Source organism: Paenibacillus sp. FSL R7-0652, assembly GCF_038595045.1.
In the GTDB taxonomy this organism is placed as follows: domain Bacteria; phylum Bacillota; class Bacilli; order Paenibacillales; family Paenibacillaceae; genus Paenibacillus.
The window spans coordinates 4,743,089-4,758,078 of record NZ_CP152001.1 but is presented as its reverse complement, the minus strand read 5'-3'; the positions used below and the strand labels follow the sequence as shown (position 1 = coordinate 4,758,078).

Annotated in this window: 12 protein-coding genes; 11 read left to right on the top strand and 1 reads right to left on the bottom strand. The window is 38.8% G+C overall.

All coding sequences use genetic code 11. The annotated features are described in order from the left end of the window. Positions 1-76 precede the first annotated feature (76 nt). The 11 genes from MKY97_RS20825 to MKY97_RS20775 all read left to right on the top strand — a co-directional run bounded on the left by MKY97_RS20825 (position 77) and on the right by MKY97_RS20775 (position 13,581). Positions 77-2,227 (top strand): peptidase domain-containing ABC transporter, encoded by a 2,151-nt coding sequence (locus tag MKY97_RS20825; protein WP_342552181.1) that lies wholly within the window; start codon positions 77-79, stop codon positions 2,225-2,227. Between the two features lie 159 nt (positions 2,228-2,386). After that, positions 2,387-2,566 (top strand): class II lanthipeptide, LchA2/BrtA2 family, encoded by a 180-nt coding sequence (locus MKY97_RS20820; protein WP_342552180.1) that lies wholly within the window; start codon positions 2,387-2,389, stop codon positions 2,564-2,566. Between the two features lie 114 nt (positions 2,567-2,680). Further along, complete coding sequence (lanM, locus tag MKY97_RS20815) at positions 2,681-5,521, top strand: type 2 lanthipeptide synthetase LanM (protein WP_342552179.1); 2,841 nt, start codon at positions 2,681-2,683, stop codon at positions 5,519-5,521. Between the two features lie 39 nt (positions 5,522-5,560). After that, positions 5,561-7,696, top strand: coding sequence for a peptidase domain-containing ABC transporter (locus tag MKY97_RS20810; protein ID WP_342552178.1), 2,136 nt, complete (start codon positions 5,561-5,563; stop codon positions 7,694-7,696). 81 nt (positions 7,697-7,777) lie between these two features. Further along, positions 7,778-8,446 (top strand): ribonuclease H family protein, encoded by a 669-nt coding sequence (locus MKY97_RS20805; RefSeq protein ID WP_342552177.1) that lies wholly within the window; start codon positions 7,778-7,780, stop codon positions 8,444-8,446. A gap of 210 nt (positions 8,447-8,656) precedes the next feature. Next, positions 8,657-9,526: an alpha/beta hydrolase gene (locus MKY97_RS20800; protein WP_342552176.1), complete on the top strand. Its 870-nt coding sequence runs from the start codon at positions 8,657-8,659 to the stop codon at positions 9,524-9,526. 340 nt (positions 9,527-9,866) lie between these two features. Beyond that, positions 9,867-10,856, top strand: a complete 990-nt coding sequence (locus MKY97_RS20795; protein WP_342552175.1) for a serine/threonine-protein kinase — start codon at positions 9,867-9,869, stop codon at positions 10,854-10,856. Positions 10,857-11,037: 181 nt separating this feature from the next. After that, positions 11,038-11,619, top strand: coding sequence for a hypothetical protein (locus MKY97_RS20790; RefSeq protein WP_342552174.1), 582 nt, complete (start codon positions 11,038-11,040; stop codon positions 11,617-11,619). Positions 11,620-11,663: 44 nt separating this feature from the next. After that, a complete protein-coding gene (locus MKY97_RS20785; RefSeq protein WP_342552173.1) occupies positions 11,664-12,569 on the top strand; it encodes a nucleotidyl transferase AbiEii/AbiGii toxin family protein in 906 nt (301 codons plus the stop codon). Positions 12,570-12,585: 16 nt separating this feature from the next. After that, positions 12,586-13,026 carry an Imm48 family immunity protein gene (gene imm48, locus MKY97_RS20780; RefSeq protein WP_342552172.1) on the top strand — a complete coding sequence of 147 codons (441 nt, stop codon included), beginning with the start codon at positions 12,586-12,588 and terminating at the stop codon, positions 13,024-13,026. Positions 13,027-13,044: 18 nt separating this feature from the next. After that, a complete protein-coding gene (locus tag MKY97_RS20775) occupies positions 13,045-13,581 on the top strand; it encodes an RNA 2'-phosphotransferase (protein ID WP_342552171.1) in 537 nt (178 codons plus the stop codon). Between the two features lie 161 nt (positions 13,582-13,742). Here MKY97_RS20775 and MKY97_RS20770 read toward each other — a convergent pair whose 3' ends face one another. Then, a complete protein-coding gene (locus MKY97_RS20770; RefSeq protein WP_342552170.1) occupies positions 13,743-14,600 on the bottom strand; it encodes an SDR family oxidoreductase in 858 nt (285 codons plus the stop codon). Positions 14,601-14,990: the final 390 nt, after the last annotated feature.

The window sequence follows — 14,990 nt, the reverse complement described above, 5'->3', positions numbered from 1 at the left end:
TCCAAAGGATAAATTAGCGTGAATTGCACGGCTTCATAAAAAGGTGAATAAAAGATTGCTTCTATGAGGTATCTAAATGAAGAGAATCAAGGTAATAAGACAATTACAACCTAACGAATGTGGGCTTTGCTGCTGCAAAATGGTACTGGATTTCCATGGCTGTAATGTTCAATTAAGAGATATCCGTAATGAGATTGGTTCGATTAGAGACGGAGTTAATATATTTCATATAAAGAAATATATTGAAAAGTACAATTTTAAGGCTAGAGTGCTGAAACTAAAGACTTCAGATGTGTCAGACACATTAAAAAAGTTGAAACTTCCAGCTATTCTTTTTTGGGACAATAGACATTTCGTCGTCTTAGAAGGTATAAAAAATAATCGATATTCCATAATTGATCCTGAATTGGGTAGAGTTTCATATGCTGAAAAAGATATACTTGCTCATTTCAACAACATATTATTGGAAGTTCATCAATTAGAAGACTCTTTGAAGATCTCTGATATCGGATTTTTCAAAAAATGGTATTTCTTTATTTTCTCTTTGAAATCATCAGCAGGCAAAATAGTATTAAGTGTTGTACTATCGATCTTTATGTATCTAATCACTATTTTTTCAGCAGAGTTTTCAAAAATAATAATTAACCGTATGTCGGGTTTAACAAATGGTACTAATCTTGAACAGCATATAGGAACTTTTAATGATTTTCTGATCGTTTTATTGTTATTTTTTGTAGTTGTAGGTGCAGCCGTGTTCATTCGTGAAATTATCTCATTGTCTCTTCGTGTGGATACCGAAAAAAAAATAGTGTCTGAAGCATTTAAAAAAACATTGAGCTTACCGTATTCATTTTTTGAATCACGAACTAATGGAGAGTTAATGACCAGCTTAGGTAGTGTGAACCTCCTAAAAGATTTTCTTTTGGATAAATATATAAAGATGTTCTTTGATATTGGATTATTTATAATTTTAATTGGATATGTCTGTTCAATATCAGTGAAATTATTCTTTATACACATTGTGTTATTAGTACTGAACCAAGCTCTTATTATTAGTTTATCCAATAAAATCAAAGAATTGGGTCATCAAGAATTTACGTTGAACTCACAATCTAATGGTATCCAAATAGAGACACTGCACTCGATTCAACTGACAAAGGTAATGCGGTCTGAAAATGAAATATATTCAAAATGGGAAAATATTTTTTCTGAGCTGCAGAATATTAGGAAAAGAAAACAATTTTACCAGGGTATTCTCGCTACATTTGGAAATACCGTTAACATTATAATTCCGTTACTGCTGCTCGTTGTTGGATTTTATTTGTTTATACATCAAGAAGTAACCCTAGGCGATATTATCATAGCTCAAACTTTTACCATTATGTCGATTTCTTTAATAGCTCAAGTGCTAAACACATATAGTGAATATATTGTCAATTCAAGTTTTATAGAGAGAATAAATGATATTGTGCTGCATCCTGAAGAAATTCAAGGAGTTAGAGAAATAGATAAAATAAAGAAAATCGAGATAAAAAATTTAAATTTCACGTATTCCAAGGATGCAAATCTGGTTTTAAAGAATATTAATCTCTGTATTAATAGCGGAGAGAAAATAGCTTTTGTAGGTTCGACCGGTTGTGGTAAAAGTACACTAGTGAAATTGTTGTCTGGACTGTATAGAGAAGAAAATCTTCCTATTTTTTATAATGACGTGCCGGCTAATGAAATAGCTGCTGTTTCTTTAAGTAAGCAAATCTCCTGCGTTCTTCAGGACATGCATATATATGCAGATACGATTCTTGAAAATATACGTGCACAAAGACATGGTTATAATGAGGCAGACGTAAAAAAGGCAGCAGAGGCTGCTTGCTTAGATCAAGATGTATCCAAATTTCCTATGCAATATTATACAGTCCCTACAGACTCAGGTATGGATTTATCTGGTGGCCAAAAACAAAGAATTGCTATTGCAAGAGCTGTATTAAACAATCCAACTGTTCTGATATTTGATGAAGGCACAAGTTATCTTGATTATATAACTGAAAGAAAAATAATGAATAACATTCTCGGTCAAGAAAATATTTCTATTATTGTTGCTCATCGATTAGATAGTATAAAAAATTGCGATCGTATTTATTTTATGGAAAACGGAGAAATAGTTGAACAAGGAACCCATTATGAACTTATGGATCTTAAAGGTAAATATTATGACTTATATTCCAATTAGATAGATTGAGTAATATTGTGCACAAACCACCGTCTGAATTAAAGAAAAATATCATTGCTTAATCAGGCGGTGGAAAGTGAAAATAATTATGGGTACGACTTTGACAAAAAGTTAACATAGTATAACTAAAAAATATGACACGAAGGGAAGTACATTCAAATGACAAAACGCGAAATTAGAAAAGAAATTTTGGAGAACAACACTTTTATTTGTGAAAAAGAAGTCGGTGAACTGCATGATAAAGTGGGAGCTGCAGTTCCGATCACTACATCGTCTTGGATCTGTGGTGTAGTTACTGCAGCATTATGTCCAACAACAGCTTGCAGCAGTAAGTGCTAATCTTTTGAAATTTTAATTTTTTAGAAAAGAGCAAATTAGTCAAAGTCGTACTAACACTTGATAATTTGCTCTTTTTGTATGATTAAACTTATTCATGAACGACAAGGAGCTGAGATGATGAATAGCGTTACCTTCCCGATATTAAAAAATAATAAAGAGCTGCTAAGCATTCTTCAAGACTTTTTTGTTGTGAAGGAGAGAATGGGTTCAGAATCTGATGAATACTTCTATACTTTTTATAATCCTTTTAGATATTTAATAAAACGCCTGATTGAGAGTGAATTTGCAGCAATTAGGAATTCGACTAAAATTAATTACAATTACTTCGATATCATTCAAGATGAATTTATAAATAAGATTAAAGAAATTTGTTCAAATATTTTATTAACAGAGTTGAATATTAATCGAGTAACTGGTTCGCTGCTCGGAGAAACAAAAGAAGAACGTTATTCCTTTTTTGTAGAACAAATATTAGGTTCTAAGAAAGGTTTTTTTGAGATTTTAGAAGTATATTCAGAGTTAGTCCCATTAATAACGATTAATGTAAATCAGATCTTGGAAGAACATGTCTTTATACTTACAAAAATAGAAGAAGATTATGAAGAGATTAAGAATGTTTTTTTTGACAATAATTTCACAATATTAGGGTATAAATTTGGGATGGGTGATTCTCATAGAAAAGGAAAAAGTGTAAAAATAATAGAAACTTCTGTTGGGAAGTTTGTATACAAACCTAAGTCACTTAGCTTAGAGAAGCACTTTAATGTACTATTGAATTGGATTAATTCTAAAGGGATCACTGATAATCAATATTTAAGGTGTCCGAAACTCATTGATAAACGAGAGTATGGGTGGCAAGAATATGTTAGTAATAGAGACTTAGAAAGTCAAGATTCGGCTTTTGATTTTTATTATAGACAGGGTATGAATTTAGCTCTTATGTATGTGCTCAATGCTAGTGATTTTCATTATGAAAATTTAATAGCAGATGAGTCATACCCTGTTCTTATCGATATCGAAACATTTTTTTCAAATATAGAACTTTCTGAAGGGGACGAACTTACGGCTTCATACCAGTCATCTGTATTGTCTACGATGATGCTTCCTATGGATTATGGAAAGTTATTAGATTTCGAGATAAGTGGATTATCAGGAAAAGATGGACAAGTATCTAATATACACACTGATCTACAGTTGATGAATGCTAATAGTGATGAGATGCAGTTTGCCAAAAAACCATTTGTAGTAACGGGTAAGAAAAATATTCCATCTTTCAAAGGGGAGAAAAAAGAAGCATTTTATTATGTTGATGAAATCTGCGAGGGGTTTACATATTTATATAATTTAATAAGGTCTTCTAAAGATGAATTTACAACGCTTCTTGAAATTTTCAATATGGATGAAATAAGAGTGGTTTTAAGGCCTACTCAAACATATGCTGAGTTTCTTGCAATGTCCAAATATCCTAAATATTTAGTAAGCAATGAAAAGAGGAAAGAGCTTTTTAATTTATTGTTCGATTCGGATTCTCAAAAGTTCCCCATTGCTGCTATAAAAGAAGAGATAAAAAGTTTGGAAAATGAAGACGTTCCCTATTTTCATACTTTAATAGGACGTAAATTTTTGAGGATTAATAATATTCAAATGGATGATTATTTTAAAGAATCACCACTCTCCAATGCAGTTCAGAAAATTCAATCACTAAATAACGCTGATTTGAAATTTCAGGTTAAAATTATCAGTCTATCTCTGAAATTCGAATTAACAAAAGCGGATGTTGACTCTAAATATATAGCTCCAGAAGAAACGCTGAAAATACACGTTGAAGACAAAGCTGCTGTTAAGGAACAAATAGATTATTGGGCAGAGCACATATTAAAGAATTCTACAAAGCTGCCAAGCGGTCGGATTCAATGGTTTTCACACATTAATGATGGTGATCATAAAGCTAAATTAGGCTACATGATGTACGGTTTATATGATGGCATTTCAGGAATGTGTATTTTATTTGGTTTGCTTTCTAAATATGTTAATCATGAAAAATATGAACCCTTTTATTTATTATTACTTGAGGACATTATAACCAATGAAGAGAAAATACTTGAGCATGAAAATAGTATATGTGGATTTGGTAACACCGCTTCTATTATTTTCACATATCTCTATTTGGGGAAATTAAGAAATGAAGAAGCTTTAATATCTAAAGCAGGACAGCTGGCAGTCCGATATTCCAATAAAGTAATACGTATGATCGAACCGGATGAGGTGGAGATCGATTTTACGAGTGGGTTAAGCAGTTTGTTGGTGGTTTTGTGCAGAGTCAACAAAAATTCGGAAAATAAAGAATTGAGTAAAAATATAGAAGAGATTGCGCAGTATATTATAAATGCTGTAAAAGTTGAACTGTCCTCTGGGGAGTACCGTACAGGTTTCGCTCACGGCTATACAGGTATTGCCTTTGCGCTGGATACTGCTTCAGCACATAGTAATATTCCTCAAGATATAATTGTGGCACTTATCGATATGGAAAACGAGAAATATGATCCAATTATGCACAAGTGGCATGATACTAGGAAAAATGATAATAAGTATAGTGAGGACTACTGGTGTCAAGGTTCTATAGGTATGTTGTATGCGAGGAGTGTAATGAAATATAATTTACCTGAAAATAAGTTAATGCTGGAAGAATTGAAAAGTAATTCTGTAAACTCGTATGGAAAGTTTACTAATTATTCCTTGTGTCATGGGTATCTTGGAAATTTCCTGATTCTGAAGCATAAAGATGTTATAAGTGATAAAGAAATTAATTTCCCCAAAAATGGAGATGCTTACATTGGTGGTTTGGGAGCAGATGCTGAGTCTATGGGGCTGTTCTTAGGGGAAGCAGGCTTGGTATACTTTTTAATTTCTATCTTAAACGATGATGTTCCTAATATTCTTTATTTAGAAGTTTGATGCCGTTCATTAATTACTAATATATTGGGAGAGCCTAAAGTGAAAAGAAGAATAAAGATGGTTGGACAAATCCATCAGACAGAATGTGGATATTCTTGCATAGCCATGATATGTGATTTTCACAAGTACAGCGTTACTCTTAAAGAATTGAGAGAAATGGGCAAAACAGGCAGAGACGGATTGAGTTTGTTGAATATTATGGAAATCTTCGAGGGGTTGAATTTCGAAGCAAAAGTTTTTCAAATTGAAGCAAGTGATACTAAAAGTTTTGGTTTACCCTGCATAGCTTACTGGGAAGAAAATCATTTTGTGGTTATTGAAAATTTTGATAAAAAAGGGGTTTGGATATTCGATCCAGGATTACCGGATAAGGTTAGAATACCCTATGATGAATTTAACAGCAAATTTAGTAACTACATTATAGAAGTTAGCACAACTGAAAAGACGGAAGTTCGGAAAAGGGAGAATATATGGAATTCTTATTTTAAGTATATATTTATGAATAAAAGATCCATGATGATTTTTTTAATCTCCTCATTATTGTTGTATGGGATAACGCTAATATTAAGTTACTTTATACAAGAGATTATCAATCGGTTAAGTAACGATGGAATTAATATAAACAGTATATTAATTGCTGCCTTGTTGGTTGTAGCTTTCCAAACTATTATAAAACTAGTGCAGGGAAAATCAGTATTATATATTAATAATAATGTCGATCATAAATTCATGGACGATTTCTTTTCTCATCTATTGAAACTGCCGTATCACTTTTTTCAATTTCGTTCATCAGGAGATATTTTATATAGTGCTTCCAGCATAAGGATTATTAGGAGTACACTCTCGACAGAAGTGATTACAAGCGCAATGAATTTATTTTTTCTTGCTTTTATGATTGTCTATATGTTTTTTTTCTCCCCAACGATCGCATTGTTTTGTTGTGTTTTAATTATAATATACAGCTTACTTTTGCTAGTTAATAGGACGTATTTATCTAAATTCACTAATAATGAAGTAATGAATACTTCGAAGCTGCAATCCTATCAAAATGAAATGATATTTAATATGTTTTCCATAAAAATCAACGGGATTGAATCAAAAGTTTATATGGAATGGAAGAAAAAATTAGATAATTTCATTGCATCGATTAAAGCAAAAGAAAATTATTCGAATTACATGCAAACTTTAATAGGGGCATTTGAAACTGCTTCTCCATTACTTGTTATTGGACTAGGAGGCTATCTTTATTTTCAAGGGACAATCAACATTGGAGTAGTTGTAATGCTGTATTCTTTATCTATTCAATTATTTGGTATATGTAAGTCTTTATTTCAGCTATATTCTTCTTTTGTTGCATCAACTTTGTATTTAAATAGAGTCCATGATGTTTTGGTTGAGGACGAAGAAATAGGAAACCGAGAGGGGATAAAGCCTGAATTAAAAGGAAATATATGCCTCGATAATATAAGCTACAAATATGGAAAAAGAAATGTTTTGAATGGAATAACATTACAAATAAACGCTGGAGAAAAAGTTGCGTTAGTTGGAGAAAGTGGGAGTGGAAAAAGTACATTAGCTAAAATTATAGTTGGGCTGTACCCACCAACCTCCGGAAACGTGTACTTTGATGGATATGACAGTCTTGAGATGGAGACCAGTTATTTGAAAAGTTTAATTGGAGTCGTTCCACAGGAAATTACTCTTTTTAACAAAAGTATAAAAGAAAATATTATACTCCATGGTGACGTGGTAGACGAGGAACATTTAATCAATATCTCTAGAAAAACTAACATTTACAATGATATTATGAGTATGCCTATGAAGTTTAACACATTAATATCTGAGTCAGGTACCAATTTATCGGGTGGACAAAGGCAGAGAATTGCTATTGCAAGAGCACTTATAAATAATCCTAAATTCATCGTTTTTGATGAAGCGACAAGTTCATTGGACTATAAAAATGAAAAGCAAATTGATGATTATCTAAAAGAGATCCATTGCACTAGAATCATTATCTCACATAAGATTTCATCAATTCGAGATGCGGATAAGATTATTGTATTGAAAAATGGAGAAATTGAGGATATTGGCAATCATGAATATTTGTTAGAAAACAATGATTTTTATAGAAATTATTTCGATTTGCTAAATTCGACCTCGATAATGTACCAGTAGAAAAAGATTGAAACCTATCAATTACCTCTCCTAATCGTTTACAATAAGGTATTGATGCAGTGAATAAAGGAGCGTTTACGCATGGCAAAACAAAAATATTATGTTGTATGGGAAGGAAAGCAGCCGGGCGTATATGCAACATGGGCGGAATGCAAAGCACAGACGGATCAGTATGCCGGAGCCAAATATAAATCGTACGAATCGAGAGAAGCAGCCGAAGCGGCGTACCGTGCGGGTTGGAAAGGGAACTGGGGTTCAAGTGCGGGAGGAGCAGGCGGTGCTTCGAAGTCCAAGTCGAAGGCCAGCAGCAGCAGTAGAAGTGCCGGGATGGAAACATCGGAGGAAATTGAGTATGACAGCATCTCCGTTGATGTAGGGACACGCGGTAATCCAGGACCAGTCGAATACAAAGGGGTGGATACCCGCACAGGTGAGGTGCTTTTTTCCGTTGGACCAATCTCGAAAGGCACCAATAATCTGGGTGAATTTCTGGCTATTGTGCATGCACTGGCTCATCTTAAAAAAGAAGGCAGCAGCAAAACGGTATACACCGATTCGGTTAATGCAATGAAGTGGCTTAAACAGAAGAAAGTCGCCACAACTCTGCCGCGGGACAGCTCGACTGAGGAGATCTGGTTGATGATTGATCGGGCTGAGCAGTGGCTTCGTTCAAATACGTATACCAATAAAGTGCTGAAATGGCAAACGAAACAATGGGGTGAAATCAAGGCGGACTACGGCCGGAAGTAACACATTTTATCCCTTCAAAAAAAGAACCAGGCTTGTCTATTAGAATCGATATTTACAATTTCCAATTTCCATTCTATAATCATCAGCATATGATAAGTCGCACATATGGAGGAGCCTGTCATTCACAGGCCCTCCTTATCTTTTAGGCCGGGGATTGTCCCGGTCTATCACTGGAAAAGGTGATATGAGTACACATTGCAGGAGGCAGACATGAGTTCCATTTATAGAAGTGAAGAAGGAAAGAGCAGTATTCTCGAAGAGTACGAAATTTATTTGAGTGAGTTGGGTGAAGGATTTACAAGAGAGTATGTGGAGACACGTTTCGGAAAAACGCATGTTTTGTTAACCGGACCGGAAGGTGGCAAGCCATTATTTATTCTTCAGGGCGGCAATTGTGTGAATCCGATGACACTGTCCTGGTTCTCTTCCTTATTCCAATCCTATCGGATCATTGCACCGGATACGATTGGCCATCCCGGGTACAGCGAGGAAGCGAGCATCTCGGCACGTTTTGACAGCTTGGCCTTGTGGGTATCCGATCTACTGGACCATTACCAGATCGAACAAAGTGCATTTATTGGTCCCTCTTTTGGCGGCGGCATTATTCTTCGACTGGCTACTTATATCCCAGAGCGCATTGCATGTTCGGTTTTGGTGGCGCCAGCGGGTCTCGCTCTCAATTCGAGAATGAAAACTGCTCATGATATTACACTTCCACTCGTCAAGTACCGTATGACTTCTTCGCCAGCTTCTTTGCAAAAGATCACGGATAATCTGTCATGCCATTGTATGAAGGAAGCAGATAAAAACTTGATTGGTAAAATTTTCAAATACGTCAGTCTGGAGCAGGATTTGCCTAAACTTGCGGAACGAGAAGAGCTTATCAACTATAACTCGCCGACACTGCTGCTGGTAGGGGAGAAGGATGTCTATTTCCCGGGGGATAAATGCATTGATCGTGCCCGTCAGATTATTCCGAACGTACAGGCAATCAAGTATGATACAGGGCATTTTCCGTCTCAGGATGTGCTGCAGGAGATGAATGCCGAAATTCAGCAATTTTTAAGCAGGCACTACTAGAAGCAGTACCGATTGTTTGCAAAATGACTTAGAAAGATCAATAAAACGCAGCGTTGAGAACACGGGGCAGTTCGCATTTTTGCGAATGAATTAAAGAAACTGCCCCTTCTGTCGATACTATGTATAGAAGAGTGTGCAGACACATCTTCGGACTGGATTATGGAAGCTTGAACGAATGAAGACTTTCTACGAAGAAATGTTTCAAACTTCGTGATTTGGTTTATATAGATGGTTGGCGATGAACGGCCATCCGGTTGGACTCATCCATGATGAGTTGATGGATCAATAACAAAGTCATGCGGCAAGTCTTCCGATCGACAAGGTTGAAAAGAGGTTTGTTATGAGAAAAGATAATTGGAATATGGCACTGCAGCGCAATGTCATTTTAAATGATACATATCAGGTACGGCAGGTTCTGACCTGCAGTGAGCTGGCGATTGTGTATGTTGGACGGAATCGGCATACAGGTACAAAAGTGGCCATCAAGGAGTTTTTCCCTGAGCGAATCGCTGCACGTCAGACGGATAAACGCAGGGTGTACTGTGCATCCCGAGGATATGGCGGACAATTTCAGGAATTGCTGTCTGCGTTTCTTCAGGAAGGGGAGCTGCTGTCCTCGCTAAACCATCCGCACATTATTTCGTATGTGGATCACTTTGAGGCTAATGATACCGGGTACCTGGTCACGGAATACTGTACCGGCTTGATGCTGACAGATTATTTGAATGAGCGCAACCATGCACTTCAGGCAGAATTTATTACAGATACGCTGCTGCCGCTGGTGGACACACTGGATTACATACATAAACAAGGCATTCTTCATCGGGATGTCAAACCATCCAATGTGATGGTGATGGAAGATGGTACGCCGAAGCTGCTGGACTTTGGTTCAGCTGTCCGCTGGCCGACACAGACCGGAATCAAGCAGGCTATTTTCACCTCCAAAGGATATTCGCCGCTTGAGTTTTATTCAGAAAGATCCGTGCAAGGGCCGATGTCAGATATTTATAGTCTGTCCGCCCTGCTTCATTACTGGACCTGTGGTCAGCCGCCGATGGATGTTAAGCAGCGATTGTTCCAGGATGAACTGCCATCGGTGCGCAAACACAATGAATATGTGAATCCATGGCTTGCCCGGGTCATTCATTGGGGGCTAGTGGTTCGATCGGAGAAGCGCTGCACCTCTCTGTCCTGGGTGAGAAGATCACTGCGTGTTCAGGCTTTGGTGTGGAAGGTTCGCAAGCCTGGGCCAGTGGAGTGGCTGCTCGAAGAGAACGAGCATACTCAGGTCTACGAGCCGGAGCCGAAGAACCAACATGAGACGGCCTGACCGTGGTGAGTTTCAATGAAAGCGGAGTAAGACTGTGTTGCGTATAGCTGTGGTGTTTAAAGGAGACCAAATCGACTCTATCTGCAGAGAAGATTTGGTTTTTTACTATTTTGGGTTTTACTATAATAAAGGTAGAGTTAATCTAGTATAAGCACGTTGGAGGAAAGAGGGTTGTGAACGAATGGAGTTTGAATTTCATGTTACCCTAAGTGATCTGAGCCAGCAGGAAAAAGAAATCTTTATCCGTATCTGCAGCGAAGAGAATGTAAAACCGGTCCTGATCGAGCTCGATCAGGGAGAGCACATCCATCAACCCATGATTACGAGCATTGTCCATAGCGAGGATTTTCAGGATGTACAGCGTGTCATTGAAGAGATTTCAATAACATTTAGGAATAACGGGTTTACTGTGGTACGTACAAAAGTAGAGATACCGGCTAAGGAGGAACGGTTTTTCAAACAACCGATGGTGCCTCAGTCCAGACCCTATTTTGAATGGCATGGTAAAGTGCAGGTGGATGATGTGCACAGACTGAAGCAAATATGTGCGGGTACAGGCGGTCATATCTCCCGTAATTCTCTTCATAAGGATGGTAGTATCCGATTTGTGACTGTGCGAGAATATGAACATGCGGATCACTTTTATCGTAGCGTCGAGGAAATTCATAACATTTTGCAAAGCAATCAAATTGAACTGATCAAGCAACAATATGAGCTGTGTATATATGATAGTCGGGAAGAGTTGGATCGGGGCTGGATCTGATTGAACCAGCTTGATGTGTTTAAGATAAGATTGGAGGAAAAGTTGTGACGAGAAACGGGAATGACATACCCATCCATTGCTTCAATGAAGACGAGAGATTAATTATTGTTTTGGAAGCGCTATTGAAACGGGCTGCGCTAGTCCATTCATCCTTTATTTTGAAAGGTAGCCTGTTAACGAGACAGTACTTGGATAATCCAAGTCTGCGCTATGCTGAGGATATCGACTTTTTGTATAAAGGTACGATTGAACATGCGGATCAGGCCAAGCAGATTTTTACGGATTGGATGATTCAGGTGACTGAACTTGATCTGAATGATGGAGTCCATTTTCGCAGCTTTCAGGAGAATGCATTCTGGCGTGAAATTGATTACGCAATGGATGATGACTTTCCAACGGTGAATACCGATATTGCCTATGCGATCCAGAGTGAGTCCAGTGAAGGGAATCGGTACGAAGATGAGCTTTTTCTTGATATTTCATTTAATCTGAAGCTGGATGCAGAGCCTGTGGAGTTAAACTACCAACCGTTAAGAGGTGAGCCTTTTGTAGTTCCCTACACAGTTCAGCTGTCCACTCAAGTCGCTTGGAAGCTGCATCAGACGATTGTGAGACCGAGGTTTAAGGATCTATATGATCTGCAGTATCTCGTATCTCACCTGTCCTATGACAACCAGGCTGTAGAAGATACGTTACAGACCCTCGTTAATGAATGCAGCATGACGGCTAGGATTACGAGTGAAGATATGAAGAAAATATTAGTCGAAGATTTGCATCCACTGTATCAAGGTCTGGAAAATGATTATCTATTGAAGCAGCTTGCAGGGGATCGGGTACCTGAAATTTATTTTATGGAAGTTGCTACTCGCTTGCGAAAAGCGCTGAATCGTGCGGGTATCCATCAAGAGTCTTTCAAACATCTGCCGTCCCCGATATGGAATAAAGGATAGAACGGAGAATATGGATATGAATGATTTTATGAACAAGGATGATAAGAATGATGTTATTTTGGGCACAGCAGCCCATGAACTGGAGCAGATGGTGGAGCAGGTCTGCGAACTGATTGGCACACCGCTCCCAGAAACGACAGAACTGCAGCGTCAAGTGCTTGCGGCTTTTGGTTTTGGCGCAGTATACAGCATTACTCATCGGGATCGCCTGGCAGAAGCTCAGGCGCATGCACTAAGTATTCGTATGCTGATCAAGCCGTTTAATTACAGCGAACAGCAGGCGGTTGATTTTGCCGATGATCTGATTCGGGTTGCATCGAATGAAAAGACTCATCCAGTGATGAATACAATTATTCATCGAGGGATTAACGGGCATATTCAATTTACTCAGGAGGACTTCGAAGCGCTCGCACGCAACATTCAGGAGATTTTGGCGGCAGTACAGGAGCAGAGTTAGAATTAGGGGGTGAACGCCATGGACTACATGAAATTGAGCAAAGAGCTTTCTTATGCATTGCGGCATGCTCCATGGGAATACGAGCTTGAACTGGATGAAGAGGGTTGGGTGGAGATTTCGCAATTGCTTATCGCTCTGAACGAAAGCCCGCAATGGCGTGACGTTACAGAGGCTGATCTGACACAGATGATTGCAGGTTCAGAAAAAAAGCGGCACGAGGTGCATTCGGGGCGTATTCGTGCGCTCTATGGCCATTCCACACCGCAGAAAATTTCCAAAGCAGCTGCTCAGCCCCCGGAGATGTTATACCACGGTACACCTGTGCATGCCGTGGCTTCTATTCTGAAGCAAGGTCTGCAGCCAAGGCAGCGGCAGTATGTACATCTGTCTGCTGATATGAATACGGCACGCCGGGTTGGAAAAAGGCGAGATGCTCAGCCTGCCATTCTGCACATTCATGCCGGACGTGCCGCACGTGAGGGTATTTTATTTTATCATGGCAGCGAAAATATTTGGCTGGCTGATGCTGTTCCTGCACGTTATATTGAGCAGTGACAAACCAGCTGCAGGTTAATCTTCATCATCGTATGCTGCTCAGAGTTCAGACTGGGCCTAAAACATGTAAAAAGGGCTGTTCCCCGTCATCCTATGACGTATGGAACAGCCTTTTTTAGATCCCGATTGGATCGACGAGTGCAGATCGCAGCACGGTTAGTTTATTTGCCCAAAATCGCTTTAAAGCCTTCGCTTAGCGGTTGAACTGGACGACCAAGCAGTATTTCGAGTGTGTCACTCTCTACAGCCAGTGCACCTTGACGGATTGCTCCCTGCATCTCAACCAGCATGGATACAACAAAGTCAGGCAGTCCTGCACCTTTCATGATATCCGCGTAAGCAGCGTCGTCCACATTTTGTACGTTGATTTCCTGTCCGAGTACTTCACCTGCAATGGCAGCAAGCTCAGCCTGTGTACGCAGTTTGCCAGACAATTCATATACTTTGTTTTCGTGTCCTTCGCCTGCAAGTACGGCAGCAGCAGCTTCAGCATAATCACGGCGGGCAGCCCAGCCAACTTGACTGTCACCCGTCGCATGCACCCAAGGAGCGCCATGGGTAACAGCCTGTACACTGCCAGCTTCGTTTTCAAGATACCAATTGTTGCGCAAAAAGGTGTAAGGGATACCAGACTCACGAATGGCTTGTTCGGTCTTACGGTGTACCTCGGCGAGAGAGAGCGGGTTATGGTCCGCATTGACAACACTTGTATAAGCGATGTAACCGACCCCAGCTTTTTTAGCAGCTTCAACAGCAGTCTGATGCTGACGAATGCGTGTCTCATTATCTCCGTCTGTGGAGATGAGCAGCAGGCGATCTACACCTTCAAAGGCTTTCTCCAGTGTTTCCGGCTGATCGAAATCACCTTGACGAACATCTACGCCTTGGAAGCGCAGTGTATCTGCTTTCTCCGGTGAACGCACACTAACTGCCAGATTCGAGGCGTCCTGCGTTTGCAGAAGTGCTTCAACGACCAGTGATCCTAAGTGACCTGTTGCGCCTGTAACTAACCATTTCATTTTGTTTCCTCCTTAAGGATGTATATAGGGCGTGTCTTGAAACCCGCTGAAGTGCATCTTTTACCCCCTTTTCGCCCCCTGCTGCGTCACTTTCCCTTGACGTGCCCCGGCACGCCTGCGGGAAACTTCCTGGCATGGAACAAAAATTCGGCAAAATTGGCTTTCTTCAGCGTTTTCAGACACACCCTAGATGATCCATTCATTCGTTAGTTTATTCTTTTTCTTCTTTGTAACTATAATAGTTACAACATAATAGGAAGTCAAGTTTATTCTTTTGATTAACGTTACTTATGAAATGAATTGACAAATACGAGCTTGAATATATAATTTGGAATAACTACATAGATTTACACAAGAAACAAATCGTTCCATTCAAAATGAAGCAAGGAG